26 protein-coding genes are annotated in these 26,107 nt (G+C 53.0%); 25 read left to right on the forward strand and 1 reads right to left on the reverse strand.

Annotated features, from left to right (window positions below; genetic code table 11):
* The 18 genes from murD to MKX42_RS09735 all read left to right on the forward strand — a co-directional run bounded on the left by murD (nucleotide 1) and on the right by MKX42_RS09735 (nucleotide 17,076).
* Nucleotides 1-1,422, forward strand: coding sequence for a UDP-N-acetylmuramoyl-L-alanine--D-glutamate ligase (gene murD, locus MKX42_RS09650; RefSeq protein ID WP_340752299.1), 1,422 nt, complete (start codon nucleotides 1-3; stop codon nucleotides 1,420-1,422).
* A gap of 49 nt (nucleotides 1,423-1,471) precedes the next feature.
* Nucleotides 1,472-2,569 carry a stage V sporulation protein E gene (gene spoVE / locus MKX42_RS09655; protein ID WP_036724276.1) on the forward strand — a complete coding sequence of 366 codons (1,098 nt, stop codon included), beginning with the start codon at nucleotides 1,472-1,474 and terminating at the stop codon, nucleotides 2,567-2,569.
* A 5-nt stretch (nucleotides 2,570-2,574) separates the two neighbouring features.
* The gene (gene murG / locus MKX42_RS09660; RefSeq protein ID WP_340752300.1) at nucleotides 2,575-3,690 is read left to right on the forward strand and encodes an undecaprenyldiphospho-muramoylpentapeptide beta-N-acetylglucosaminyltransferase; all 1,116 of its coding nucleotides are present in this window, start codon (nucleotides 2,575-2,577) and stop codon (nucleotides 3,688-3,690) included.
* A 186-nt stretch (nucleotides 3,691-3,876) separates the two neighbouring features.
* Nucleotides 3,877-5,160, forward strand: a complete 1,284-nt coding sequence (gene murA, locus MKX42_RS09665) for a UDP-N-acetylglucosamine 1-carboxyvinyltransferase (protein ID WP_340752301.1) — start codon at nucleotides 3,877-3,879, stop codon at nucleotides 5,158-5,160.
* A 65-nt stretch (nucleotides 5,161-5,225) separates the two neighbouring features.
* Nucleotides 5,226-5,990 (forward strand): cell division protein FtsQ/DivIB, encoded by a 765-nt coding sequence (locus MKX42_RS09670; protein WP_340752302.1) that lies wholly within the window; start codon nucleotides 5,226-5,228, stop codon nucleotides 5,988-5,990.
* Nucleotides 5,991-6,414: 424 nt separating this feature from the next.
* Nucleotides 6,415-7,677, forward strand: coding sequence for a cell division protein FtsA (ftsA, locus tag MKX42_RS09675; protein WP_340752303.1), 1,263 nt, complete (start codon nucleotides 6,415-6,417; stop codon nucleotides 7,675-7,677).
* 63 nt (nucleotides 7,678-7,740) lie between these two features.
* On the forward strand, nucleotides 7,741-8,859 hold the full coding sequence (ftsZ, locus tag MKX42_RS09680; RefSeq protein WP_340752304.1) for a cell division protein FtsZ: 1,119 nt from the start codon (nucleotides 7,741-7,743) through the stop codon (nucleotides 8,857-8,859).
* Between the two features lie 116 nt (nucleotides 8,860-8,975).
* Nucleotides 8,976-9,839 (forward strand): Rpn family recombination-promoting nuclease/putative transposase, encoded by an 864-nt coding sequence (locus MKX42_RS09685; protein WP_340752305.1) that lies wholly within the window; start codon nucleotides 8,976-8,978, stop codon nucleotides 9,837-9,839.
* Between the two features lie 313 nt (nucleotides 9,840-10,152).
* The gene (spoIIGA, locus tag MKX42_RS09690; RefSeq protein WP_340752306.1) at nucleotides 10,153-11,109 is read left to right on the forward strand and encodes a sigma-E processing peptidase SpoIIGA; all 957 of its coding nucleotides are present in this window, start codon (nucleotides 10,153-10,155) and stop codon (nucleotides 11,107-11,109) included.
* 19 nt (nucleotides 11,110-11,128) lie between these two features.
* Nucleotides 11,129-11,851, forward strand: a complete 723-nt coding sequence (gene sigE, locus MKX42_RS09695) for an RNA polymerase sporulation sigma factor SigE (RefSeq protein ID WP_036690190.1) — start codon at nucleotides 11,129-11,131, stop codon at nucleotides 11,849-11,851.
* 78 nt (nucleotides 11,852-11,929) lie between these two features.
* Nucleotides 11,930-12,712, forward strand: coding sequence for an RNA polymerase sporulation sigma factor SigG (gene sigG, locus MKX42_RS09700; RefSeq protein ID WP_036690188.1), 783 nt, complete (start codon nucleotides 11,930-11,932; stop codon nucleotides 12,710-12,712).
* Nucleotides 12,713-12,878: 166 nt separating this feature from the next.
* Nucleotides 12,879-13,223 (forward strand): YlmC/YmxH family sporulation protein, encoded by a 345-nt coding sequence (locus MKX42_RS09705; RefSeq protein ID WP_340752307.1) that lies wholly within the window; start codon nucleotides 12,879-12,881, stop codon nucleotides 13,221-13,223.
* A 170-nt stretch (nucleotides 13,224-13,393) separates the two neighbouring features.
* Nucleotides 13,394-14,251, forward strand: a complete 858-nt coding sequence (gene pgeF / locus MKX42_RS09710; protein WP_340752308.1) for a peptidoglycan editing factor PgeF — start codon at nucleotides 13,394-13,396, stop codon at nucleotides 14,249-14,251.
* A 4-nt stretch (nucleotides 14,252-14,255) separates the two neighbouring features.
* Complete coding sequence (locus MKX42_RS09715) at nucleotides 14,256-14,951, forward strand: YggS family pyridoxal phosphate-dependent enzyme (RefSeq protein ID WP_340752309.1); 696 nt, start codon at nucleotides 14,256-14,258, stop codon at nucleotides 14,949-14,951.
* Nucleotides 14,951-15,394, forward strand: coding sequence for a cell division protein SepF (locus MKX42_RS09720; RefSeq protein WP_036690181.1), 444 nt, complete (start codon nucleotides 14,951-14,953; stop codon nucleotides 15,392-15,394). The genes MKX42_RS09715 and MKX42_RS09720 overlap by 1 nt, the downstream gene beginning before the upstream one ends.
* A gap of 7 nt (nucleotides 15,395-15,401) precedes the next feature.
* Complete coding sequence (locus tag MKX42_RS09725; RefSeq protein ID WP_340752310.1) at nucleotides 15,402-15,671, forward strand: YggT family protein; 270 nt, start codon at nucleotides 15,402-15,404, stop codon at nucleotides 15,669-15,671.
* A gap of 5 nt (nucleotides 15,672-15,676) precedes the next feature.
* Nucleotides 15,677-16,459 carry a YlmH family RNA-binding protein gene (locus tag MKX42_RS09730; RefSeq protein WP_340752311.1) on the forward strand — a complete coding sequence of 261 codons (783 nt, stop codon included), beginning with the start codon at nucleotides 15,677-15,679 and terminating at the stop codon, nucleotides 16,457-16,459.
* A 131-nt stretch (nucleotides 16,460-16,590) separates the two neighbouring features.
* Nucleotides 16,591-17,076 carry a DivIVA domain-containing protein gene (locus tag MKX42_RS09735; RefSeq protein WP_036690176.1) on the forward strand — a complete coding sequence of 162 codons (486 nt, stop codon included), beginning with the start codon at nucleotides 16,591-16,593 and terminating at the stop codon, nucleotides 17,074-17,076.
* A 95-nt stretch (nucleotides 17,077-17,171) separates the two neighbouring features.
* Here MKX42_RS09735 and MKX42_RS09740 read toward each other — a convergent pair whose 3' ends face one another.
* Complete coding sequence (locus MKX42_RS09740) at nucleotides 17,172-17,609, reverse strand: hypothetical protein (RefSeq protein WP_340752312.1); 438 nt, start codon at nucleotides 17,607-17,609, stop codon at nucleotides 17,172-17,174.
* Nucleotides 17,610-17,721: 112 nt separating this feature from the next.
* Here MKX42_RS09740 and MKX42_RS09745 point away from each other — a divergent pair, with 112 nt between their 5' ends.
* The 7 genes from MKX42_RS09745 (at nucleotide 17,722) to MKX42_RS09775 (ending at nucleotide 26,103) form a co-directional block, all read left to right on the forward strand.
* Complete coding sequence (locus MKX42_RS09745) at nucleotides 17,722-18,696, forward strand: CgeB family protein (protein WP_340752314.1); 975 nt, start codon at nucleotides 17,722-17,724, stop codon at nucleotides 18,694-18,696.
* 179 nt (nucleotides 18,697-18,875) lie between these two features.
* Complete coding sequence (locus tag MKX42_RS09750) at nucleotides 18,876-19,652, forward strand: glycosyltransferase family 2 protein (protein WP_340752315.1); 777 nt, start codon at nucleotides 18,876-18,878, stop codon at nucleotides 19,650-19,652.
* Nucleotides 19,653-19,692: 40 nt separating this feature from the next.
* Nucleotides 19,693-21,117, forward strand: coding sequence for a capsular polysaccharide export protein, LipB/KpsS family (locus tag MKX42_RS09755; RefSeq protein ID WP_340752316.1), 1,425 nt, complete (start codon nucleotides 19,693-19,695; stop codon nucleotides 21,115-21,117).
* 17 nt (nucleotides 21,118-21,134) lie between these two features.
* Nucleotides 21,135-22,139 (forward strand): SDR family NAD(P)-dependent oxidoreductase, encoded by a 1,005-nt coding sequence (locus tag MKX42_RS09760; protein WP_340752317.1) that lies wholly within the window; start codon nucleotides 21,135-21,137, stop codon nucleotides 22,137-22,139.
* Nucleotides 22,140-22,150: 11 nt separating this feature from the next.
* Nucleotides 22,151-23,116 (forward strand): dTDP-glucose 4,6-dehydratase, encoded by a 966-nt coding sequence (locus MKX42_RS09765; RefSeq protein WP_340752318.1) that lies wholly within the window; start codon nucleotides 22,151-22,153, stop codon nucleotides 23,114-23,116.
* On the forward strand, nucleotides 23,113-24,309 hold the full coding sequence (gene pseC, locus MKX42_RS09770; RefSeq protein WP_340752319.1) for a UDP-4-amino-4,6-dideoxy-N-acetyl-beta-L-altrosamine transaminase: 1,197 nt from the start codon (nucleotides 23,113-23,115) through the stop codon (nucleotides 24,307-24,309). Before MKX42_RS09765 ends, pseC begins: the two co-directional genes overlap by 4 nt.
* Before the next feature lie 24 nt (nucleotides 24,310-24,333).
* Entirely contained in the window at nucleotides 24,334-26,103 is a 1,770-nt protein-coding gene (locus MKX42_RS09775) for an N-acetylneuraminate synthase family protein (RefSeq protein ID WP_340752320.1), read from the forward strand.
* Nucleotides 26,104-26,107: the final 4 nt, after the last annotated feature.

Genomic DNA, 26,107 nt, shown 5'->3' on the forward strand with positions numbered 1-26,107 from the left:
ATGAAACATCCGGATCTGTACCGTGGTCAAGAGGTGGTTGTCCTGGGGCTCGCTAAAAGCGGCGTCCAGGTGGCCAAGGTGCTGCATGAACACGGCGCTGTGGTGACGGTCAATGATAAAAAGGAAAGAGATCAGAGTCCCGAAGCTTCCGAACTGGAATCTTTGGGAATTTCTGTTATATGCGGCGGGCATCCGGAGAGCCTGATCCACGAGGGTGTAGAGCTGGTTGTCAAGAACCCGGGGATTCCCTATTCGGTGGCTCCGGTACAGCAGGCACTGGGGCTAGGGATTGAGGTGGTGACCGAGGTAGAGGTCGCGTATCACCTCTGCGCTGCCCCTATGATCGGCATCACCGGTTCCAACGGCAAGACCACTACAACGACCTGGGTGGGCCATATGCTGGATGCGGCGGGGATGCGGCCCATTGTGGCCGGTAACATAGGAACGCCGCTCTCTCAGGCCGCACAGGAGGCTGACGCAGACAACTGGATGGTGGTCGAGCTAAGCAGCTTCCAGCTGAAGGGCACGGAAGCGTTCCGGCCCAAGATTGCTGCCTTGCTGAATGTCGCGGAGACCCACCTGGACTACCATGGAGGCATGGAGGATTATGTAGCCTCCAAATCCAAGCTGTTCGCCAATCAGGGACCCGAGGATACCGCTGTGCTGAACTGGGATGATCCGGTCTGCCGCGAGCTGGTGCCCTATCTGAAGGCGGGCATTCTGCCCTTTTCCATGAACGAGGAGCTGGTGCAGGGCATCTTCGTCCGTCCGTCCTACGTGGCGGATACGGTTGACGAGCTGAAGCGGGTCATTATCTACCGCGATTACACCGAGAGCGAGACCGAAATAGCCGATGTCGATTCTATTGGACTTCCCGGCCGCTTCAATGTGGCGAATGCGCTGGCTGCCTGCGGCATTGCTATTGCCGCAGGGGCGGACCCGGCAGTGCTGGGCCCGGTGCTGGCTTCCTTCCGCGGGGTGGAGCATAGGCTGGAGTATGTAACAGACAAGGCAGGGGCCGCCTATTATAACAATTCCAAGGCTACCAATTCCAAAGCTACCTCCATGGCGCTGGCCTCCTTCCGGAAGCCGGTCATTCTTATTGCCGGGGGCCTGGACCGCGGCTCGGATTATATGGAGCTGCTGCCTGTCCTCGGGGAGAATGTCAAAGCCCTGGTCGCGCTTGGGCAGACCCGGGACAAGCTGGCGGCTGTAGCCCGGCTGGCAGGAGTAAAGACGGTCATCTCCGTCGATAATGGGGAGAGTGCCGCTGCTGTGCTGGAGCAGGCTGTGCGGGAGGCTTCTGCCCTGGCGGAAGCCGGGGATGTAGTTCTCCTGTCCCCTGCCTGTGCCAGCTGGGATATGTTTACCTCCTATGAGGAGCGCGGGCGTATTTTTAAAGAGGCGGTGCATAACCTTTAAGTAGGGGGGTGGATAAGCCCCTACTACGGATGCAAGAGGTGTGCTCCTGATGAACAAATCCCGTCATGCGCCCGATATCTGGCTGCTGCTTCCGATACTGGCTTTGCTGGCTATCGGTATGGTAATGGTATACAGTGCCGGGTCCGTTCTGGGCTTCCGCAATTATGGCGATTCGTTTTATTTTGTCAAAAGACAGATGCTGTTCGCAGGCCTGGGCCTCATCGCGATGTTCATTACGGCGAACACCGATTATCTGGTGTTGAAGAGGTTCGCCCGGCCGCTCCTGCTCGTGTGCTTCGCACTGCTGGTGCTGGTGCTGATCCCCGGCATCGGAGTGGTGCGCGGCGGTGCGCGCAGTTGGCTCGGCATCAGCTCCTTCGGCATACAGCCCTCGGAATTCATGAAGATGGGGATGATCCTCTTCCTGGCCAAATGGCTTGGAACCGAGGAGTATGACATCTCCAGCTTCATGCGCGGGCTGCTTCCGCCGCTTGCCCTGATCGGCTCCGCGTTCGCGCTGATTATGCTTCAGCCAGATCTCGGTACAGGCACTGTCATGTTCGGCGCGGCTATGATGATGGTCTTCACAGCGGGGGCGCGTATGAAGCATCTGCTCTCCCTCGGTGCATTGGGGCTGGCCGGGTTCGCCGGACTCATTGCCGCTGCGCCTTACCGGCTGCAGCGGATCACCGCCTTTCTGGACCCCTGGTCCGATCCGCTGGGCGCCGGTTATCAGATCATCCAGTCGCTCTATGCGGTGGGTCCCGGAGGGCTGGGCGGACTGGGCTTCGGGATGAGCCGGCAAAAATACAGCTACGTCCCGGAGCCGCAGACTGATTTTATTTTCTCCATATTGGCCGAGGAGCTGGGGTTCATCGGGGGGCTGGCCGTGCTGCTGCTGTTCCTGCTGCTGATCTGGCGCGGAATGAAGGTAGCCATGAGCCTGCCGGACCGCTTCGGCAGTTATCTTGCTGTAGGCATTGTATGTATGGTCGCGGTTCAGGTGGTCATCAACATCGGTGTGGTGATCGGTCTGATTCCGGTAACCGGCATCACGCTTCCGCTGATCAGCTATGGCGGCTCATCGCTCACCCTGATGCTCACAGCTCTTGGCATTCTGCTTAATTTATCCCGTTATGCGAGGTGAAAGACATGCGTATTGTACTTAGCGGCGGCGGCACGGGTGGACATATCTATCCTGCCGTAGCCGTAGCCAGACAACTGGAATCCGAAGATGCGGATTCTGTCTTCCTGTATATTGGAGGCAAGCGAGGTCTGGAGAGCAAGCTGGTTCCCCAGGAGAATCTGCCTTTCCAGTCCCTTGATATTACAGGCTTCCGCCGCAAGCTGTCGATGGATAATGTGAAGACGGTTATACGGTTCCTGAAGGGGGTCAAAGCCTCCAAAGCTATGCTGCGCGAGTTCAAGCCTGATGTGGTTGTCGGTACCGGGGGGTATGTCTGCGGGCCTGTAGTATATGCAGCCTCCCGGCTCGGCATCCCGACGCTGATCCATGAACAAAATGCGATTCCGGGACTGACCAACCGTTTTCTCAGCCGGTATGCCAGTACGGTTGCGGTGAGCTTTGAAGGTACAGAGCCTGCTTTTCCCGGGGCTAAGAATGTAATCTATACGGGCAATCCCCGGGCCACTACGGTCATGACGGCGAACCCGCAGCGCGGCTTCGCTTCACTAGGCATTCCCGAAGGAAGCACGGTGGTGCTGGTTGTCGGAGGTAGCGGGGGGGCCAAGGCGATTAACCGCGCCATGATTGAAATGACACCATTTGTGGGTAAGGGTAATGGTGTTCACTATGTGTACGTGACCGGAGAGTCTTACTTTGAGGATACCCGCAAAGCGGTACGCGAGCAGCTCGGCGGTATTCCGAACTGGCTGCATGTCCTCCCTTATGTTCACAATATGCCGGAGGTGCTGGCCTGCACTTCCCTGATCGTGAACCGGGCAGGCGCCTCTTTTCTTGCAGAGATTACCGCGCTTGGCATACCCTCTGTTCTCATTCCGTCTCCTAATGTAACGAACAACCATCAGGAAGCCAACGCCAGAGCCCTGGAAGGTGAAGGTGCGGCAGTGGTGCTGCTGGAGAAGGACTTAAGCGGCGAGGCGCTGTTCATAGCGGTTCAGAAGATCATCGGTGCGGATGCGCTGCATCGCAGCATGTCGGAGGCCTCAAGGCGCCTGGGCAAAAGAGATTCCGCCTCCCTGGTAGTCAGCGAGCTGCGCAGGCTGGCTGCAGGACGTAAACGCTAGAATCCGGGTTTACATTGTCACACACACGGGACTCCGAACATAGGATGATCCTATAATCGTGACAATCACCCAGAGTGCTTCTTGATGTCTGAGATTTGGAGACGGAATTCGTTCCGGCCCATTACGCAGGACAGTGGGGCCAGGAAGTGCTTACGGTGGGTGAGCGGTAATCTCGGAGGTGATACATTGGACAAATTGGTGATTGAGGGTGGAACCCCCCTGTCAGGCACCATACGTATCCATGGAGCAAAAAATGCGGCACTGCCGATTCTGGCAGCCAGCCTGCTGGCCGAAGGAGTTCACTCACTGCATAATGTGCCGAAGCTGCTAGACATCGAAACGATGCTGCATATTCTGCAGCGGTTGGGCTGCAGGACAGTGCATGAAGAGGAGACGGTTACCGTCGATACATCCTTTCTCCTGACCTCTCATGTTCCGGAGGACCTGATGCGGCAGATGAGATCCTCTATATTCCTGATGGGTCCGCTTTTGGCCAAGTTCGGGGAAGTGACGATCTATCAGCCGGGAGGCTGTGCCATCGGTGAGCGCAAGATCGACCTCCACCTGCATGGCCTCAAGCTGCTCGGGGCAGAGATTGAGGAGACGGGCGGCCGGATCTGCTGCCGGGCTGCTAGCTTGAGAGGCTGTGATATTCATCTGGATTATCCCAGCGTGGGCGCCACGGAGAATATCATGATGGCCGCCGCCATGGCCGAGGGCACGACCACCGTCTCCGGGGCAGCGAGAGAGCCGGAAATCCAGGACCTGCAGAACTTCCTCAATGCCATGGGGGCACAAATTATCGGTGCAGGGACCGATACGATCACCATTCAGGGTGTCCGCAAGCTCCATGCCTGCAGCTATGAGGTGATCCCTGACCGGATTGTGGCCGGAACCGTGATGATTGCCGCCGCCGCCACGCGGGGAAATGTCACGCTGACCCACACCAATGCAGGACATTTGACCTCCCTGATCCACATCCTGAGGCGCGCCGGTGTTCAAATTACAGTGTGCAATGATATAATTAATATCAGCTGTATGGGACGTCCCCGTGCGGTTGAGCGCATTGTTACCTCTCCGTATCCGTCTTTTCCTACGGACCTGCAGTCCCAGGTTATGGTTCTATTGTCCCTGGCAGACGGATTCAGTGTTATCAAGGAGACGGTTTTCGAGGGGCGCTTCAAGCATGTAGAGGAGATGGCCCGGATGGGAGCAGATATCTCTATTGATCTGAGCAGGGCCTTCATACGCGGCGTTCAGCGGTTGTATGGGGCAACGGTTGAGGCCACTGACCTGCGGGCAGGAGCTGCCCTAGTGATCGCCGGGCTGGCTGCTCAGGGAACGACTGTTGTAGAGCAGGCGCATCATATTGACCGGGGATATGACAGCATCGAATTACTGTTTCAAAAGCTGGGGGCGCGCATTAGCCGCAAGGTGCCTGTGCCTGACCCGCTGGATTTGGCCAACTAAAGCTCCCTGTCTCCTTCGGCGAAGCCGTGAGGAAGGAGACAGGGCCTTATTACGGAGATATGAGAATGCCAAAAACGCGAATACCTCTTTTGAAAGAGGACAAGCCTAGTAAGAGAAAAAACCGTAAAATTATCATCATCCTGGCACTGCTGTTTACTGCGCTCCTGGCTGTAATCTTCTTCCGTTCATCGATCAGCAAGATTACAGCCATTGAAATGCAGGGGGATAAATATACGTCCCGTGAGCAACTGCTGGCAGCAAGCGGTCTGAAGATTGGAGGACAATTCTTCGCAGTCTCCGGAGATTCCGTGGGGAAGGCGCTGGAGGAGCTGAATACCGTTCAGGAGGCGCAGGTCAGCAAGAAGTTCCCCGGTGTGGTTACGATCACAGTGAAGGAGTATCCGGCGGTTGCTTATGAACTGGACCAGGCAGGCGTGCTGGAAGCTATTCTGTCGAGCGGGGCCGCCGTCTCTGTGACGGATACCGGAATTGCTGTAGAGAAGCCGATATTGACTAACTGGAAGGCTGACGATCCTTATAAGACCAAGCTATGCCAGGCGCTGGCCGGAATTCCAAATGAGCTGACCAGTGATATATCGGAGATTGTACCTTCCCCAACGTTGTCTTTTCCGGACCGGATCAAGCTCTACACACGTTCACGCTTTGAGGTCATAACGGCCATTTCGCTGCTCAAGGATAAAGTAGGCTATTTGAATCAGGTGATTCAGACAGAGGAGCCGGGACTGATCAAAATGCTGGAGGCGGATTCCTATGTTCCATTCTATTCTGAAGCCGGGGACAATGGAGAAGACGCAGATGCTGGGGAGTAAATAGTCCCTACTAATGAAGCGGAATAAATGCTACAATCTGTTTTACGGGTAATAAGCAATATCCCTCTTTTTTCTGCGGATTTTTTGAGATGCAACCCAGGATATAGCCGCTGTTCTCTTGTTTTTCTTAAAATATAAGAATGTATAGCTTTCACGCTATACATTATCCTTCTATTTCTCGCTGAAACGGTATCGTCCTTAAAAGGACGACAAAGCCGTTTCCACTTGTTTGAATGTCAGGTGCTGATCCCGCTAATCGGAGGGCGCCTGCTTGCACGTGAATACCTTGTCATATTATTCCTCTCAAAAAATTTGTTGAAAAAAGAGGGAAAGGATTAGGGATGTTGAATATGTACAGAGATGTTTCCCGCGACCGGGATCAAAAGCTTGTTTATTATGATTATAACAGGAGGTGCCATAGGGCTTGAGCAACAATGACATCATTGTTAGTTTGGACATCGGTACATCCAAAGTTCGGGCAATAATCGGGGAAGTTACTAGTGGAACCTTCAATATTATTGGCGTTGGATCTGCTGATTCGGAAGGGATACGCAAGGGTGCGATTGTAGACATCGATCAGACTGTGCAATCGATCAGGAGTGCCGTAGAGCATGCGGAGCAAATGGTCGGTATTCAAATATCCGAGGTGTATGTCGGCATATCCGGCAACCATATCGGCCTGCAATCCAGCCACGGCGTAGTTGCCGTTCAGAATGAGGACCGTGAGATCGGCGAAGATGACATCGACCGCGTAATCAAGGCAGCGGAGGTTATTGCACTTCCGCCGGAACGCGAGGTCATTGATGTTGTCGCCAAGCAGTATATCGTCGACGGTCTTGAAGGCATTCAGGATCCGCGCGGAATGATCGGCGTCCGCCTGGAAGTGGAAGCCACGATCATCACCGGTGCCAAGACCCCCATACATAATCTGCTCCGCTGCGTGGAGAAATCAGGTCTTAAGGTTAAAGATCTTGTCCTTATGTCTCTCGGGGCTGGCGGATTAGCACTCTCCAAAGATGAGAAATCAATGGGGGCTGTACTGGTGGATATCGGTGCCGGACAAGCCACGATAGCCGTATATGAAGAAGGTTCCCTTAGTGCAACCTCCACGATTCCGATCGGAGGAGAATTTATAACCAATGATATTGCGTACGGACTTCGGACACTTACCGACCAGGCCGAGAAGGTCAAGCTGAAATACGGCTGTGCCTGGATCGATGATGCCGCTTCGGAGGTCATCTTCAAGGTCCTGCGTATCGGCAGCAATGTGGAGAAGGAATTCAACCAGGAGGATCTGGCAGCGATTATCGAGCCGAGAGTCCAGGAAATCTTCCACCTGATCCGTCAGGAAGTGAAGCGGCTTGGTTATACAGAGCTCCCGGGAGGTTATATACTTACGGGTGGCACAGTTTCGATGCCAGGGGTGCTTAAGGTAGCCCAGAACGAGCTGGCAGCCTCCGTACGGATCGCAGTGCCGGATTATATCGGAGTGCGTGACCCCGGCTTCACCGGTGGTGTAGGCATCCTTCATAATGTGGTACGCAACTACCGCGGACGCAGCGGCGGCGGAAGTGCCAACAAGAAGACCGCTAACCGCAGCAAGCAGAGCGCAGCGCCGGTTCAGGATTCTTCCAAGAAGCCGGGTCTGGTGGAACGACTAAAGAATATGTTTAGCGAGTTTATATAAGTGTAATCCAGATATACTTGGATTGGCCATCCAAGCACTACTCGAGGGGGAGATGGAAACAATATGTTGGAATTTGATTTTGAAATGGAGAGCTTGGCGCAAATAAAAGTCATCGGCGTAGGCGGCGGCGGAAGCAACGCTGTGAACCGGATGATTGAAAATGGCGTTCAGGGTGTTGAGTTCATCACGGTTAATACAGACGCCCAAGCGCTGCATATGGCCAAATCGGAGCATAAATTACAAATCGGAGATAAATTGACCCGTGGACTTGGCGCAGGAGCGAATCCTGAGGTCGGTAAGAAGGCAGCAGAGGAATCCCGCGATCTGATCTCGAATACGCTGAAGGGCGCGGACATGGTCTTCGTTACCGCAGGCATGGGCGGCGGTACCGGAACAGGCGCAGCGCCTGTCATTGCCGAAATCGCCAGAGAATGCGGAGCATTGACGGTAGGCGTCGTGACCCGCCCGTTCACTTTTGAAGGCAGAAAACGTGCCAACCAGGCAGAGCTTGGAATCGAAGCGCTCAAGGAAAAGGTTGATACGCTGATTGTGATTCCGAATGACCGCCTCCTGGAAATTGTGGATAAGAAGACTCCAATGCTCGAAGCGTTCCGTGAAGCGGACAATGTACTCCGTCAGGCAGTACAAGGCATCTCTGACCTTATTCAGGTTCCCGGCCTGATCAACCTTGACTTTGCCGATGTGAAGACGATTATGACCGAGCGCGGTTCAGCGCTAATGGGCATCGGGATTGCTACTGGTGAGAACCGTGCATCTGAGGCGGCCCGCAAGGCGATTATGAGCCCGCTGCTTGAAACCTCTATCGAAGGTGCACGCGGTGTCATTATGAACATTACAGGCGGCTCTAACCTCTCCCTGTACGAAGTGAATGAAGCAGCAGAGATTGTTACCTCGGCTTCGGACCCTGAAGTGAATATGATCTTCGGTGCCATTATCGAAGAGAGTATGAAGGACGAGATTAAGGTTACTGTTATTGCGACCGGCTTTGAACACAAGCCTTCTCCAATAGCGCCTGTACGCCGTCCTGCGGCAAACAGCGAACCGGCTGCTGATAATAAGAGCAAGAGTGAGAATCTTCGTCCGTTCGGGAATCAGACAAACTCTGATCAGCTGGATATTCCGACCTTCCTGCGCAACCGGACACGCGGCAATAATGATTAAGAGCCATTAATAGCATAGACTGTTACGGAAGCACCGTATCACGCAGCTTTGAACTGCGGGGTATGGTGTTTTTTTGTTGTTCAGATTGTATAATAACGATAACGGGAGACGATAGAATGGAAATGATGGACCCCCGGGTGGATTTTGTATTTAAGCGGATATTTGCAAGCGAGAGCAACGAGGATGTACTGCTCGCTTTTCTGAACCAGATATTCTTGGATGCGGGCGATCTTCCGCTGGAGGAAGTGGTGCTGCTTAATCCCTATACGCATAAGGATGATCCGCTGGATAAGCAGGCGATATTTGATATATGGGCCAAGACGGCGGACGGCAAGCTGATCAACATTGAGATGCAGCTGTTCAACAAATATGATATTGAGAAACGCACGTTGTATTATTGGAGCAAGCGTTATGCCGGGCAGCTTCAGGTCAGCGGGAAATATACCGAGCTTAAGAAATGCGTGACGATCAACATTCTGAATTACAAGGTGCTGCCTAATGAACATACACACAGTGTATTTCATTTGCGGGAGGACAGCAGCGGAGCGCCGCTGACAGACGATATCGAGATTCATTTCCTGGAGCTGCCCAAGCTGAACCGGCCGGTTACGCCCGGCGAGGGCGGCCTTGTGAACTGGCTGTTATTTCTGAAAGGGATTGACTACTCTGATTGGGAGGTGCTGCAAATGAATGAGCCAGCCTTGAAGAAGGCCATGGAGACGCTGGAATTTCTAAGCCAGGATTCGGAAGCCCGCCGTAAATATGAGGACCGCCAGAAGTTTCTCATGGATGAAGCCTCGCAGCGTGATGGTGCGCTTAGGGAAGGCTTCGCTAAGGGGGTAGCGGAAGGCCGGGCCCAAGGTGAGCTTGAGGCCAAACTGGAAATCGCCAAGAATCTTCTGGCTATGGGAACAGATCCTGCTTCTATCCAGAAGGCAACCGGACTGTCCGAAGAAGAGTTGAAATCTATCAACAATTAAATCTGGTACGCATGAAGCCAGCCGCTCAGGGCTGGCTTTTGTTGAAATATAAGAATTTATATGTTCCACGCTATACATTATCCTTCTATTTCTCGCTGAAACGGTACCGTCCTTTTAAAGGACGGCAAAGCCGTTTCCACTTGTGCGCTGAAGTTCCTCTCAAGGCCCATAAACCGACAAAAAAACTGCAAGAACGCCCCCCATGTTTAGACAGACTTTGGATGCGGGAGTTTCTATACTAATCTTATCGTCTAAAAAGAGAGCCTGCACCCCGGCCTCCGGATAGATATCCGCTTGCAGGCAGGTGAGAGCGATGGTTGTGTATATTGACTTGATTTTTGCCGCCAATCTGCTGATCGACGGAGTCCTGCTGTGGCTGACAAGCTGGCTGGTTAAGCACAAGGTATCCTGGTGGCGCCTGACTCTCTCAGCGCTGGCGGGTGCACTCTATGTCGTCATGATGTTCGTACCGGAGCTGTCCTTTCTGTATACCTTTCTCATCAAATTCGGGTTATCGGTTTTGATGATCTGGATAGCCTTTGGATTTAGAAGTCTGCAAAGCTATCTTCGGGCATTTGGGGCGTTTTATATCATTAATTTTGCGGCGGCGGGAGGGATCATAGGCGTTCATTATCTGCTGCAAAGCTCTGGTGACCTCTGGAAGGGCATGATCTTCACCTCATCGGGAGGCCAAGCTTACCGGCTGAAGATCGGGTTCTGGTTCGTGCTTGCCCTGCTTCCGCTGGTGCTGCTGCTCTTCAAGCTGATCCAGTCCTCCCGCCGGCACAGAGAGCAGCTGGACTCCTATATCGGGGAAGTGACGGTGGAGATCGACGGAGTGTCGGTTACCTGCCCCGGACTGCTGGATACCGGGAACCGGCTCAGCGATCCGCTGACGAGGATTCCGGTCATGGTGATGGAAGCCTCGCTGTGGGAGGGACATTTGCCGGCTTCCTGGAAAGGGAGGCTGGCCCAGACGGGTGCAGATACACTTGTACTGGAAACGGACGGGCAGTCGTTCTCCTGGCAGGACAGAGTGCGGCTGGTGCCGTACAGGGGCGTCAACCGCGGGGCATCCTTCATGCTCGCGCTGAAGCCGGATAAGGTGAGAATAGAGCTTGGCGGTGATACCTTTTGCAGCACAAGGGTACTCATCGGGCTGGATGGCGGGACACTGTCGGGAGACGGCGCGTACCGGGCGGTCATACATCCTGACCTGACCCATAAAGAGAGTGCTCCAGAAGCGCCGGCTGACAAGGTGATGGGCTAAGTAACCTATAGGAGGAACAATAATGGTCAAATTCAAGCTTGTGCTGCAACTGCAGTATTACCGCATGCTGTTTCTGCTCGGTCTGAAGAGCCAGGAGATTTATTATATCGGGGGAAGTGAAGCACTGCCGCCGCCGCTGACTCGCGAGGAGGAGGAATTCCTGCTCCAGCGTCTCTCCAGCGGAGATGCGGCGGTCCGGGCTATGCTGATTGAGCGTAACCTGCGGCTGGTGGTCTACATCGCCCGGAAATTCGAGAACACCGGCATTAACATTGAGGATCTGGTGTCCATTGGCGCGATCGGACTGATTAAGGCGGTCAACACCTTTGATCCGGAGAAAAAAATCAAGCTCGCTACCTACGCCTCACGCTGCATTGAGAATGAAATTCTGATGTATCTGCGGCGTAACAGCAAGACCAGAAGTGAGGTTTCTTTTGATGAACCGCTGAATATTGACTGGGACGGCAACGAGCTGCTGCTCTCGGATGTGCTGGGCACGGAGAACGATACGATCTACCGCAACATCGAGGAGCAGGTGGACCGCAAGCTGCTGCAGAAGGCGCTGGAGAAGCTCAGCGAGCGGGAACGGCTGATTATGGAGCTGCGGTTCGGGCTGCGGGGCGGGGAGGAAAAAACGCAAAAGGATGTGGCCGATCTGCTGGGCATCTCCCAATCCTATATTTCCCGCCTGGAGAAACGAATTATCAAGCGGCTGCGCAAGGAGTTCAACAAGATGGTGTAAGTGATGAAAGCTGAGGAATAAAATGCCGGACCGGGGAGATAATGTACAGTAATGTTTCTCCTTGGGAGGTTAATCATCATGACCCGAAATAAAGTCGAGATTTGCGGTGTGGACACCGCCAAGCTGCCTGTTCTTACGAACGTGGAAATGCGGGCATTGTTCACTTCGCTGCAGCAGCAGGGCGAGCGATCCGCCAGAGAGAAATTGGTAAATGGCAACCTCAGGCTTGTGCTAAGCGTGATTCAAAGGTTCAATAATCGTGGAGAGTTCGTGGATGATTTGTTTCAGGTAGGCTGCATCGGACTCATGAAAGCCATCGATAATTTCGATTTATCGCAAAACGTTAAGTTCTCCACCTATGCGGTGCCGATGATCATCGGAGAGATCCGCCGCTACTTGCGCGACAACAACCCGATCCGGGTATCCCGCTCCCTGCGCGACATTGCCTATAAGGCGCTGCAGGTGCGTGACAGCCTGACCAACCAGAATTCGCGGGAGCCTACGATCTTCGAAATATCCGAAGCACTCGGCGTTCCAAAGGAGGATGTTGTCTTCGCGCTTGATGCGATCCAGGACCCGGTCTCCCTGTTCGAGCCGATCTATCATGACGGCGGGGACCCGATCTATGTGATGGATCAGATCAGTGACGACAAGAACAAGGATGTCTCCTGGATTGAGGAGATTGCGCTCCGGGAGGCCATGCAGCGGCTGGGGCAGCGCGAGAAACGCATTCTGTCCATGCGCTTCTTCGAAGGTAAGACCCAGATGGAGGTCGCTGACGAGATTGGCATCTCACAGGCCCAGGTCTCACGGCTTGAGAAATCAGCGATCCAGCAAATGCAAAAGCATGTAAAGTCCTGACCACAGTCTATAAATGAGCGGAGGATATTCCGGATGGCGGCACCTGGCGGCCAGCCGGGATATCCTTTTATATGTCCGTGGCGCTAAGGCTTTGGAATACTGTCATGCGGCCAAGCCCTAGGGACATATACTGAAGCTATAGGTCTGAATGTACAGGGGTGGCAGGATGATTGAGGAGACGTCAGCTTCGGGTAAAAAGATGAAAATCTCCGATTTTCAAACCAAAGATGTAATCAATATTGTTGACGGTAAACGGCTGGGTCAGATCAGCGATCTGGAGCTGGATTTGCGTAGAGGCGTCATTGACGCTGTGATTGTCCCGGGGTATACAAGGTTCATGGGGCTGTTCGGCGGCGGTGCCGATCTGGTGATTCCGTGGCGGAATATCGTGAAGATCGGTGCGGATGTCGTGCTCGTGAAGCTGGAGGAGCCCCGCATGCCGCAGGGACAGGAAGACCGCGAGATGATGTACCTGGAACGGCCTGACCGCAGTGAACGGCGCACTTATTAATGAGGTGCGTCTTTTTTCTGCCTTTATGGGTATAGTCATAGAGTGGGTTTGTAAGGAGGTTTTTTCGGGGCCCCCGCAAAGTACTTGAATTCACTCCGAAGCATTACTTCACTTTGTGGAGTAGAGTTTGTGGGGAATACTTTGTGTTACACTTAAGCGGAGGTGAAGAGATGGAACCGTTTATGCAAAATGGCGCAGCGCCCATGCTGCTGCATCTGGAGCCGTGGCGTAAGCCGTATAGGAGCATTACTGCAGGCTTCACCGGCAGAGCAGGCGGCAGCGGCAAAGAACCGTATGACAGCTTCAATTGTGCCTTTCATGTAGGCGATGATCCGGCGGATGTGCTGGCTAACCGCAGCCTGCTGGCTGCGAGTCTGGGATTCCGGCTGGCTGACTGGACCTGCGGGGAGCAGACCCATGGCAAAGAGATCGCAGTCATTACAGAACAGGAACGCGGCCGGGGTAGCCTGGACCGGGCATCTGCCTTTCAAGCCACTGACGGGCTGCTGACGAATGTGCCCGGGGTGCTGCTGACTTCTTTTTACGCTGATTGTGTGCCGCTGTTCTTCCATGATCCGCTGAACCATGTGGTGGGACTGGCGCATGCAGGCTGGAAGGGGACCGTGGCGGAAATCGCGGCGGCGATGGTGGAGCGCATGGGACAGACGTACGGGAGCCGTCCAGAGGACATACAGGCTGCTATAGGGCCTTCTATCGGAGACTGCTGCTATGAGGTGGATGATTATGTAATGGACCCTGTCCGCCGCCTGGAGGCCGGGCTGAACCTGCCGGCTGCGGCAGAAGGCGCGCGGGCTGTATATAGACCATCGGAGACGGACAGCAGCAAAATGATGCTGAACTTGAAAGAATTGAATCAACGCATTATGATAAAAGCAGGAATATTGCCGACTCATATCGAATGTACAACTTGGTGTACAAGCTGTAACAGTGATCTGTTCTTCTCCTACCGGAAGGAAAACGGGGTCACTGGGAGAATGACGAGCTGGATCGGAATAAAGGAGAGTTGACATTTTGGCCTCGCTACAAGAAAGAATAGCCACTACCCGGGAACGTGTCGCACGGGCCTGCGCGGCCAGCGGCCGGGATACCAGTGAAGTCAAGCTGATTGCGGTAACGAAATACGTATCGCTGAATACGGTTGCCGCTGTGCTGGAGGCAGGGCTTGAGGAGATCGCCGAGAGCCGCTGGCAGGATGCGGAGCCGAAATGGAATGCGCTTGGACATAAGGGAATATGGCACTTTATCGGGCATTTGCAGACGAATAAGGTGAAGGATGTTATCGGTAAATTTCAATATATTCACTCTCTGGACCGGCTGTCGCTGGCCAGGGAGCTGCATAAGAAGGCGGAAGCTGCGGGACTTGCTGTGAAGGTGTTCCTGCAGGTGAATATTTCGGGCGAGGATACCAAGTTCGGCCTGGCGCCGGAAGCGGTGGAGGACTTCCTGCGGGAGATCGCCCCGCTTGACCGGGTGAAGGTCATCGGCCTGATGACGATGGCCCCTCACGAGGAAGACCCCGAGGCGACCCGGCCGGTATTCCGCGGACTCCGCGAGTTGCGCGACCGCCTGAATCTGCTGGGCTTGACACCTGAGCCTATACATGAGCTGTCGATGGGCATGTCGAATGACTTTGAAGTGGCGATACAGGAAGGAGCCACCCGGGTGCGCCTGGGAACGGTATTAGTAGGTCATGAGGAGGGAGAATGATGGGCGTGATGAACCGGTTTATGAGTTTCTTGGGCTTGCAGGAGGAAGAGGAGATTGTGGAACGGGAGCAAATCTCCCGCGATGAGGATGAATACGAACCCGCCCCTGTAGAAACACGCAAGAATCAGAGGGCCAACGTCGTCAGCATTCATTCCCAAAAAAATGTGAAGGTTGTGCTCTACGAGCCGCGCTCGTATGACGAGGCGCAGGAGATTGCCGACCATCTGCGTTCACACCGCACGGTAGTAATTAACCTGCAGCGGGTGCGCAATGACCAGGCGATGCGGATTATCGATTTTCTCAGCGGAACTGTTTATGCTCTGGGTGGAGGAATATCCAAAATTGGGGGCAATATATTTATGTGCACACCGGACACCGTGGAGATCCAAGGCTCCATTACCGAGATCCTGGGTGACGAGCAAGATTACAACAGAATGAGGTGAGCAGGTTTTGAACGAAGTATCATCAATTATCTACATCCTATTCCAGATTTACTATTACATGATTCTCGTATACATTCTGATGTCCTGGCTGCCGAATCTGCGTGAGAACTTTATCGGCGAGCTGCTGGGTAAGCTGGTGGAGCCGTATCTGGCACCGTTCCGGAGGATTATCCCTCCGCTGTTTGGAACGCTGGATATTTCCCCGATTGTCGCGATTATCATGCTGCGCTTTGCCGCAGTCGGGCTTCAGTCTATCGTAGCCTCGGTCTTCGGCTGAGTCCGATGAAGAATGAAATCTACGGGCATTTCCACCCGGATGAACGGCCGTTTGTGGACAAGGCCTGGGAGTGGGTTACGAATGCGGGGGAGTATCATGAGACGAAGCTGACCGAATTCCTGGACCCCCGTCAGGCCTATATTCTGCAGAGTCTGGTGAACCGCCATCCTGATGTGATTGTGCGCTGGGAGGGCGGTTCTTCGGATGCCGAGCGGAAGCGGGGGCTGGTGGCTCCGGATTATCGAGACCTCACAGATGAGGATATGGAATTAAGCGTGCTGAATATCACCTCAGGCGAACAGAAATTTCTCTCGCTGGAGCATGGAGATTATATGGGGGCAATCCTGGGACTTGGCATCAAAAGAGGCAAGATCGGTGATATTCATGTGCTGGAAGACGGCTGTCACGTAGTGGTGGCTGCTGATATCGCGGATTATCTGTCCATGCATTTGACCGGTGTACACCGGATTAACGTCAGTACCGAGATCCTGCCGTTATCCGGCCTGCGCAGCAGTGAAGCGAAGCTGGAGACAATGGAGTTCACAGTGGCATCCCTGCGGCTTGACGGGATTGCAGCGGATGTCACGCGGCTGAGCCGGAGCAAGATTCTGGCCCCGATCAAGGCCGGGCGCGTCCGGGTGAACTGGAAGGTCGAGGAAGATCCATCCTGTTCATTGAAGGACGGGGACATGGTCTCGATCCAGGGCTTCGGACGGTTCAAGGTGCTGGAGATCGGCAGCTTGACGAAGAAGGGCCGTTACCGGATTTTGGTAGGCAAATTTGTCTGAAGTCTTTGCAGGATTACAGCTGTGCTTGTCGAAATTGATAATCTCAGGGAAATATGGACATTTAGCAGGCCGTGCGCCGGTAATTGTCTTTCATCTATAATCTTCACCGAAATTTCTAGGAGGTGCACAGCATGCCATTAACACCGCTCGACATACATAACAAGGAATTCTCCCGGAGAATCCGCGGTTATGACGAAGATGAGGTCAATGAATTTCTGGATCAGGTGATTAAGGATTACGAGAGCGTGATCCGGGAGAATAAGGAACTGCACAACCAGCTGTTAACTCTTCAGGAACGCCTGGATCATTTCGTCAATATTGAAGAGAGTCTGTCCAAGACGATTCTTGTAGCCCAGGAGGCTGCAGATGATGTCAAGAATAACTCCAAGAAGGAATCCCAGCTGATCCTCAAGGAAGCGGAGAAGAACGCAGACCGGATTATTAACGAAGCGTTGTCCAAATCCCGTAAGGTGGCGATTGAGACAGAGGAACTGCGTAAGCAGGCTTCAATCTATCGTACCCGGTTCCGGACGCTGCTGGAAGCCCAGCTGGAGCTGCTATCCCAGGATGACTGGAATGCGCTGGAGAGCCGTGAGGTTAGCGAGAACGCGCTCTGAGCCTAAGATGACGGTTAGCTTGTACCCTTAATGCACAAAACTCCTTACCAGTAGGTCAATCAAGACCTCTGTTAAGGAGTTTTTTTGTGTGCAATCTAATCGGGTACGATCACTTTGCCTGTAATGTGGATCGGGCCCCTTAGGTTAATTTCACCTTGAAGATCTTCCATATTGGAGGCAAAGACCTGAAATGCATAATAACCTTCAGGAAGATCGGTAAGAATGGTCTGAAACATGGTTGTCATTCGAATCGGCTCTCCATCCGCCGGGATAGCGGATTGTTCTGCACTACCTACGAGAATTCCATTCACAAGCACTTCAAGCAGGAGGGTGGGCTGAACGGGCGGTGTGGCAAAGACGTTAGTAGCCTCCCAGCCAACAGTTGTAGCAAGCTCAACGAAGTTGCTTGGAGCAGGAGGAACGGGCATACCGAATTCTAAGATCAGGTGCGGTGTTCCGTCGATTGGAAGCGGAGGTCCAAAGGATAGATTGGTGCTGACACTCCGGGCAAACTCTACTAGGGTATGCGGCATTTTTTCACCTCCGTATTATGGCATAGTTCCATCCTATGTTTTGAGTGAATATTATGTTAGAGACAACATCCTATGGACTGGAAAAATATCGGAACTTATGGTGGTGGTAGCTATGAATATTCTATTTATAACTTCAGGCTTCCAGGGCGTGTATTCTTTCTTCGAACAGCGCATCGCAGGGGCTTTACAGAAAGCGGGGCATCATTGCAGAGCTTTGCAGCCTGGCAGTGCTTTGGATGAATTAAAGCTTAACCAGCTTTTTTGGCAGCCGGAGCTGATTCTGCTTATGGCCGGTCTGAAGGTTCCGGAGTCTGTGCTGGAATGCATCAGACAATCCGGGGTGAAGTCGGCGGTGTGGATGACAGAGGACCCCTATTACATGGATTGGACGGCTCCGCTGATTGCTTATTTCGATTATATTTTCACCATTGACCAGGCTGCAGTGGAGCATTATCTGGCCTTAGGGCACCCCCGGGTCTATCATCTGCCGCTGGGCACAGATCCTGATCTGTTTCACCCCGCAGCCGTATCCGAGGAGTATAGAAGTGATATTTGTTTAGTAGGCGTGCCTTACAGTAACCGGATTGAGCTTATAGAAACCTTACTTGCAGGCACAGCTTATCGCATCCAGATAGTGGGGCGGGGGTGGGGCCGGTATTATCATGAATGGAAGCACAATGCTAAGCGCAATGTGGAGCTGGTGAATGCCTGGGTCCCGCCGGAGACGGCTGCTAAGTTTTACAACGGGGCGAAGATTGTGCTGAATATCCACCGCCCTTCCGCTGAGAAGTACAACCGGAACCGGGCAGGGATTATCGCCACAAGCATCAACAACCGCACCTTTGACGCAGCCAGCAGTGAAGCGTTCCAGCTTACCGATTATAAAAGCGGGCTCCGCCATCAGTTTGACGAGGGCACACAGGTGGTTTCTTATCAGGATAAGCATGATTTGCTGCAGAAGATCCATTACTACATGGCGCATGACGATGAGCGTATGCGGATCGCTGAAGCAGCGAGGCAGCGGGTGCTGGCAGCCCATACCTTTGAGCACCGGCTGCATGCTTTGTTGATGAACGTGCAAGCTTGATAGACGGATTTACCGGACCTGATTGACGCCTCACAGCTATACTGTCAGGCGTTTATTCAGGTTTGCCCATAGATTAAGGGAAGCATTCTGTCCTACATTTGAAAATTTAGTCTTCTAACCTATAACGTTTCGAAGAAGGATACATATGATAGCAAGTAAACAGCAGGGGAGGTATTCGATTGCCAAAAGTTACGATCATTATGACCAGCTACAATAAGGCCGCATATGTCGCAAAGTCCATTGAATCCATTCTGAATCAGACGCTTTCAGACTTTGAATTCTACTTGATGGATGATAACTCGAATGAAGAAACTCTGAAAGTGATTGAGCCCTATCTCAAGGATAAGAGAATTAAATTCTTCAGAAGCGATACAGAAACCCTGCAGCAGAGAGTGGAGAAGGTCAGATATTCCGCGCTGATCAATCAAGCCCTTGCTCAAGCACAGGGGGAGTATATTTCCTATGCTACCGATGATAACCGTTACAGAAATACTAGACTTGAGCAGATGGTGGACTATCTGGAGGAGAATCCCGAAGTCATGATTGCCTACTCTGCATCGCTGGTCAACTACTTGAACGAACAGGATGAAGTGACCCGCAGCCAGCTAAGACCGGCCAAAAAAATCGTTTCGGTGGCCCCTTGCGTCATCGATCATTGCTCCATCCTGCACAGAAGCTCCATTCTTCCGGTCATTCATGACAAGTTCGGGTCTTACTGGGATGAGAATCCGGAGTTCTATCGAATAGGTGACGGCCGGTTCTTCTGGCGGTTGAACCAGTTCTGGGACTTCCACCCTGTAGATGAGGTTCTGGATGATAACTATATCACTGAGCTGTCCATTCACTATCAGTTACAGCATCAAGAGAAGAGCCAGTTCATTCAGATGCTTCCCCCGCAGCGAACCTGCAAGGAGCTGAGAGAAGAGCTGAAATTAATCCAGCAGCACAAGAAATAAGGCCTCTGTATAGAAAGGTACCACGAGGAGGGAAAACGGATTGTCCATCTATCTGTCTAATTACTGGTCGCTCTATAGTGAATTTATCCATACTGCGCAGGAGCTGAAGTACAGGAATATCCCTCTGGCCCTGATGACGAACTTCTATCAACAAATCAACGATGAGCTTAGAAGCGAGATGGGGAGCAGCGGGTTCAAGCTGAAGCTGGAGCATTCCGGTATTCATGAGCAGTACCAGATTCAGCCTTTTTTTGAAAATAGGGTTGCGCCGCTCTATCAGCCTGTGAAGTCCAATCTGAAGGGCAAAATACTGATTAATCTGGACTATATCAGAATGTCGGAGAAAACCATTAGCGAGCATTTCAGCGGAGATTCGGCCATGATTCTATCCCGCTCCAGAGCGGATGAGCTATTTGGCATCCCCAATGTATACAGCCTGGGCTACAAGCAGGATACCAAAGCTGCTGCGGAAGAGCTGGTCCGGCGCGCTGCTGACCTTTTTGCGAAGGACGAAGGACATCCTGCGTTCAGCAATGATTTTTTTGTCCAGACCTTCCTAAGCCGGATTCCTTCCATTGTAGATACGATTGAAATGGTATTTAATCTCTACAATGATCTGCCGGTAGCCGCTGTAATGGTAGGTACGACAGAAGATATAGCCAGCCGGGCGCTTGCCGTCGTTGCAGGGATGAAGGGGATTCCCAGCGTATGTCTGCAGCACGGAATTCTGATGGGAGAGGAAGCATTCATTCCTGTATTCTCCAGCCATATCGCAATCTACGGGCAATATGAACATGATTGGTACGTGCGCAGAGGGCTTGAAGCCGGGCGGATCGTGATTACCGGTCATGCCCGTTACGATGATATCTTTACTTCAAAGGTTACGTCTACAGACTCTTTTAGAGAAACCTACCAGCTTGATCCTCATAAAATCACCTTACTAATCGCTACCGGACCGACGCTGGATGAATACAAGATCCGTACCCTGCTCACCCAATTGGCCTCACATCCGCAGTTTCAGCTGATCATCAAGCCCCATCCCTGGGAGCTGTCCAAGAAGCTGATTTCGCTGTATACCGAGTACGAAGAAGAATATAGCAATGTTCATGTGGTTACCGACCGCAAGGCAGATACCCGTGAGCTGATTATGAAATCAGATGCTGTGGTCGCCACCCTCTCCACGGTTGCCCTCGAAGGCCTTTTATTCGGCAAGCCTGTATTTGTCTATAAATTCATTCAGGCTAACCGTGAATATGACTACTATGATACCCTTGAACGCTATATTCAAAAAGAACCGTCAGACTTAACCCGCATCATCGCCCGCTATTATTCCAGCAATATAGAGAAATCAAACTACAAGACTGTAAAAGAGAAATTCTTGCAGCAATCCTATCAGATTCCTGACTCCGGCAAAGCGCTTGCGGATCTCATGGACCACCTGATCCATGGAAGCGAGAATCGATGAAGCGGGAGGTGGAGCGCATGTTCTTCCGGAATAAAAGGATTCTGATCATCGGTGGTACCGGCACCATCGGGAAAAGTATTGCGAAGCTCCTTCTGAAGCAGGGGCCAGAAATCATCCGGATTCTCAGCAGAGACGAGTATAAGCAGTTCGAGCTGCAGGATGAGCTGCAAGGGAACGCAAGACTTAGCTACCTGATCGGCGATGTCCGGGATTATGACCGTGTGCTGACTGCGATGGAGGGGATAGATTATGTGTTCCATGCAGCTGCTATGAAGCATGTATCCTTCTGTGAATATAACCCGTTCGAGGCTGTACTTACGAATATTATCGGCACTCATAACGTGATTCAGGCAGCGAAGCAGCAGAAGGTGCGCAAGGTCGTTTTTACAAGCACGGATAAAGCCATTTCACCGACCAACAACTACGGAGCCACGAAGCTGTCTGCCGAGAAGCTGATTTCCTCTGCTGTCACCCCGGGCGGCTCCGGCCAAACGGTGTTCTGCACCGTACGGTTCGGGAATGTGATGGGCTCCAGAGGGTCTGTCATTCCCTTGTTTGTGAAGCAGGCGAGAGAAGGCAGGGCGATCACTGTAACCGATCTGTCCATGACAAGGTTCATGATGACGCTGGAGCAGGCGACCCGGCTGACCGTTCAGTCCCTGCAGCTGGCGAAGGGTGGTGAGACTTTTATTCTGAAGATGCCGGTGATCAGGCTGAAGGATCTGGCTGAGGTTGTAGCCGAGGAGGCGCCGAAGAAATATGGGACCCTGCCGACTACGGTGAAGATCCTGGAGATCGGCCTGAAGCCCGGCGAGAAGAGATACGAAGAACTGATGACTCATGAGGAATCCTTAAGCGCTTATGAATTAAAGGATGTATACATTGTCCCTTCCCCCTATGCTGCAACGCAGTCCTACCGGGAAGCAGTCAGGCCGAAGCCGGGCACCTACAGCTCCGAAGGAGAGATCCCGCTGACCAAGGAGCAGGTCAAGAAGCTGGCATCGGAACAAAATCTAATCTAGTGGAGGCTACTATGAATATACTTGTAACCGGAGGTACCGGCTTCATCGGCAGATGGGTGGTCGGACGTTTGTTGAAGGATGGACAAAGGGTATGGGTCGTCGATAATCTGGCGAATTCATCCCTGGATAATCTGAAAGAGTACGAGGATAACGAGCATTTGCAGAAGGTGCAGATCATGGACCTCAAGGACAGAGCAGCCTTGAAGGAGCTTTTCCGGGAGAATTCCTTCGACCTGTGCTACCATCTGGCGGCAAGCATTAATGTGCAAGACAGCATAGATGATCCTGAGACCACGTTCAACAATGATACGCTGGCGACCTTCTATCTGCTCGAGGAATGCCGCAAGCAGCAGGTGAAGATGGTCTTCATGAGTACCTGCATGGTCTACGCCAGAGCGACGGATGAACAGGGAATTGACGAGCAATCTCCTATTAAGCCAGCCTCTCCCTATGCCGGGGCCAAGATCGCTGCGGAGAACATGGTACTATCCTATTTCTATGCCTATGATCTGCCGGTGGTGGTCGTAAGGCCGTTTAACACGTATGGTCCCTATCAGAAAACCGGCGGCGAAGGCGGCGTCGTGGCGATCTTCATCCACAGCAAACTAAAAGGCAAGCCGCTGAATATCTACGGGGACGGCACCCAGTCACGGGATCTATTATATGTGGGGGATTGTGCGGATTTCGTGGTGGAAGCGGGCTACAGCGACAAGCTGTATGGAGAAATTGTCAATGCAGGCACGGGGAAGGATATCACAGTTAATCAATTGGCTGAGCTGATTGCAGACGGGCAGGCACCGATCCAGCACGTTCCCCATATTCACCCGCAGAGCGAGATCCAGAAGCTGTTATGCAATTACAACAAGGCAGAGAAGCAATTGTCCTGGACACCTAAGGTTACCATCCAAGAGGGCATCCGGCAGACAGAGCAATGGATTCTTGAGACCTTTCACCGAAAGGAGCCGAACCAATCATGAGTAAAAGCAAACTGGCCATTGACGGCGGGAAGCCTGTACGTGCCCACTACTTGCCGTATGGGAGACAGATGATCGATGATGAGGATATTGAGTCCGTGGTCAAGGTGCTGCAAAGTGATTATTTGACCAGCGGACCGGCCATTGAGCAGTTCGAAGCAGAGATCGCAGTGTTTACAGGGGCAAAATATGCGGTAGCCTTCTCCAGCGGAACAGCGGCATTGCACGGAGCCTGTTATGCCGCCGGGATCGGCGAAGGGGATGAGGTGATTACGACGCCCATGACGTTTGCCGCTACTGCGAACTGTGTGCTGTATCAGGGGGGCGTTCCGGTATTCGCCGATATCGATCCGCGGACGTATAATCTTGATCCGCAGCGGATCAGGGAGAGAATTACGGCCAGAACGAAAGCGATTATTCCCGTCCATTTCACCGGCCAGCCGGCGCAGCTGGATGAGATCCTGGAGATTGCCCGGGAGCATAATCTGATCGTGATTGAGGATGCCGCCCATGCGCTTGGTGCGCGATATAAGAATACAAGCATTGGGGCTATCGGGGACATGACCATGTTCAGCTTCCATCCAGTAAAGCACATAACAACGGGAGAAGGCGGAATGATCACGACCAATAACCCGGTGTATTATGAGAAGCTGCTGCAGTTCCGCACCCACGGCATCACCAGGGATGAGCGCAAGTTAAGGGAGAACCACGGACCCTGGTATTATGAGATGCAATTCCTCGGGTACAACTACCGGATCACAGACATACAGACCTCACTCGGCATCTCCCAGCTGCGCAGAATCGGGGGCTTCATCGAGAAGCGTAAGCAGCTTGCCGCCTTGTATCTGCAAGAGCTGAGCGCGACCAAGGAGCTTATTCTGCCGCATCAGCTTCCTGAGGCGGAGTCGAGCTGGCATCTGTTCATTGTCAGACTTCAGCTTGTAAGGCTGAAGGCCACCCGCAAGACGGTCTTTCAGGCGCTGCAAAAGGAGAACATCGGTGTCAACGTCCATTATATCCCCGCCTATCTACATCCGTACTACGAAAGCTTGGGGTTCCGTAAGGGAATCTGTCCGGTGGCTGAAAGCTGCTACGAGGAATTCATTACACTTCCTCTGTATGCAGGCATGGAACCAGAAGATGTGCTGGATGTGGTCGCCGCAGTCAAGAAGGTGATCCGCCACTACTCCAAATAAAAATAGAGAAGGGAGGGGATTAATGTGGCCAAAGTGAAGGTGATTGCCGAAATTGCCAATGCCCATATGGGCGACCCCCACCGGCTGCGGGAGCTGATCCTCGCGGCCGCAGGCAGCGGCGCAGACGGGGTGAAATTTCAATGGTTCCATTACGACTGCCTAGCGGTGCCGGATTTCATCCACTATCAGACGTATATTGATTTATTCATCGGCAAGCAGCAATGGGCGGAAGCTGTCCAGCTTGCCAAGGCTGAGGGACTGGAGGTCTGGGTAGACCTCTATGATGAATGGGGCGCTCGGCTTCTCGCGGAGCTTGAATCGCAGGTAGACGGCTTGAAATTACCCACAACCGTACTCCAGTCGCTCCCCTTGACTCTAGCCCTGCACAGGTTCAATAAGCCCTTACTCATCGGCGTAAGCGGCTGGCTGGAGGAAGAGATGGATACGCAATTATCCTACATCCGGAGCCATTTCAAAGGTCCAATCGTGCTCATGCACGGCTTCCAGGGCTATCCGACCCGGACAGAGGATTCCAACCTGAGCCGCATCGCCCATCTCAAGCAGACCTATCAGCTGGAGGTGGGCTTCGCGGACCATGAGGATGCTGATCATGAAATGGCGATTGATCTTCCAGTCTATGCCTATCTGCTGGGGGCCAGTGTCATTGAGAAGCATATTACCCTGAACCGTGCGGAGAAAGGCATTGACTATTATTCGGCGCTTACGCCGGAGGAATTCGGGCGGATGGTGGATAAGCTGCGCCGGGCAGAGTGTGTACAGGGCAGTCTCGAAATTAAGGAATCGGAAAGAAGGTATCTGGAGGATTCCTCTCTGAGGATCATCTCCCGCAGAGAGCTGCGCCCGGGTGAAATGATCACGCCCGAGAACATATGCTATAAACGTTCCTCTATGCCGGATGCCTTCATGGCCCGCAATGCTTCCGTACAATTTCCTATGATTGCCACCTCAGCAATTCCTGCGAACACACCCATCACGCCCGGGAAGGTAAAAGCACCCAAAATCTGCATTGCTGTCATCTGCAGATTGAAATCCACCCGGCTCCGCCGCAAGGCGCTGCGCGAGATTCATGGCATTCCAGCCATCGAGAGATGCCTGATGAATTGTCTGGCTGTGCCGGGCGGCTATGAGGTGGTGCTGGCCACCTCGGATCTGCCGGACGATCAGCCTCTTACGGCGTTCACCCTGAACCGTCAGGTGAAGGTGGTAACCGGCGACCCGGACAATGTGGCTGCAAGAATGCTGAGCGTGGCAGAAGCGGTCCAGGCGGATATCGTGGTCCGTGTGACCGGCGACAATCCGGCGATCTCCCCGGAGATGCTTAAGCTTCTAATAGACCGGCATCTGGCAAGCGGTGCAGACTTCACCTACGCCAAGGAGTCAACTATGGGGACGGTAGGGGATATATTTACCGTTGAAGCGCTGAGAAGGCTGCTGCACTATGCCAATCCGCTTACGCATGCGGAGTATCTGTCCTTTTACTTTTTCAACAATCCGCATCTCTTCAGCCTCAATGCTGTGGACCTTCCTGCCGAGTGGGTGCATCCCGAGTGGCGGTTAACCATGGATGAGCTTCAGGATCTGGAGCTGTTCGAGGCGGTCTACCAGGCACTGGATGTGGGTGCAAGACCGCTATTCTTCGAAGAATTGAAGGCATTCCTTCAGGAACACCCTGAGGTGGCTGAGCGTAACCGGGGCATTCAGGTGAAATGGCGGGATGATACGGAGCTGGTCAAGGAGCTGAATGCGGCAACCACCCTGACCAAGAAATTATAACGTT

Origin of the sequence: Paenibacillus sp. FSL R7-0204 (assembly GCF_038002225.1) — a bacterium.
GTDB lineage: Bacteria > Bacillota > Bacilli > Paenibacillales > Paenibacillaceae > Paenibacillus_AQ.

Bases quoted from the DNA above. Each gene is read 5' to 3' on its own strand.
- pgeF (WP_340752308.1), top strand. From the start codon at position 13,394: ATGGAACCGTTTATGCAAAATGGCGCAGCGCCCATGCTGCTGCATCTG.
- MKX42_RS09670 (WP_340752302.1), top strand. From the start codon at position 5,226: ATGCCAAAAACGCGAATACCTCTTTTGAAAGAGGACAAGCCTAGTAAG.
- sigG (WP_036690188.1), top strand. From the start codon at position 11,930: ATGACCCGAAATAAAGTCGAGATTTGCGGTGTGGACACCGCCAAGCTG.
- MKX42_RS09760 (WP_340752317.1), top strand. From the start codon at position 21,135: ATGTTCTTCCGGAATAAAAGGATTCTGATCATCGGTGGTACCGGCACC.
- MKX42_RS09720 (WP_036690181.1), top strand. From the start codon at position 14,951: ATGGGCGTGATGAACCGGTTTATGAGTTTCTTGGGCTTGCAGGAGGAA.
- murG (WP_340752300.1), top strand. From the start codon at position 2,575: ATGCGTATTGTACTTAGCGGCGGCGGCACGGGTGGACATATCTATCCT.
- pseC (WP_340752319.1), top strand. From the start codon at position 23,113: ATGAGTAAAAGCAAACTGGCCATTGACGGCGGGAAGCCTGTACGTGCC.
- MKX42_RS09740 (WP_340752312.1), bottom strand. From the start codon at position 17,609: ATGCCGCATACCCTAGTAGAGTTTGCCCGGAGTGTCAGCACCAATCTA.
- ftsZ (WP_340752304.1), top strand. From the start codon at position 7,741: ATGTTGGAATTTGATTTTGAAATGGAGAGCTTGGCGCAAATAAAAGTC.
- MKX42_RS09735 (WP_036690176.1), top strand. From the start codon at position 16,591: ATGCCATTAACACCGCTCGACATACATAACAAGGAATTCTCCCGGAGA.
- MKX42_RS09765 (WP_340752318.1), top strand. From the start codon at position 22,151: ATGAATATACTTGTAACCGGAGGTACCGGCTTCATCGGCAGATGGGTG.
- MKX42_RS09745 (WP_340752314.1), top strand. From the start codon at position 17,722: ATGAATATTCTATTTATAACTTCAGGCTTCCAGGGCGTGTATTCTTTC.
- murD (WP_340752299.1), top strand. From the start codon at position 1: ATGAAACATCCGGATCTGTACCGTGGTCAAGAGGTGGTTGTCCTGGGG.
- MKX42_RS09685 (WP_340752305.1), top strand. From the start codon at position 8,976: ATGGAAATGATGGACCCCCGGGTGGATTTTGTATTTAAGCGGATATTT.
- MKX42_RS09705 (WP_340752307.1), top strand. From the start codon at position 12,879: ATGATTGAGGAGACGTCAGCTTCGGGTAAAAAGATGAAAATCTCCGAT.
- spoIIGA (WP_340752306.1), top strand. From the start codon at position 10,153: ATGGTTGTGTATATTGACTTGATTTTTGCCGCCAATCTGCTGATCGAC.
- spoVE (WP_036724276.1), top strand. From the start codon at position 1,472: ATGAACAAATCCCGTCATGCGCCCGATATCTGGCTGCTGCTTCCGATA.
- MKX42_RS09730 (WP_340752311.1), top strand. From the start codon at position 15,677: ATGAAGAATGAAATCTACGGGCATTTCCACCCGGATGAACGGCCGTTT.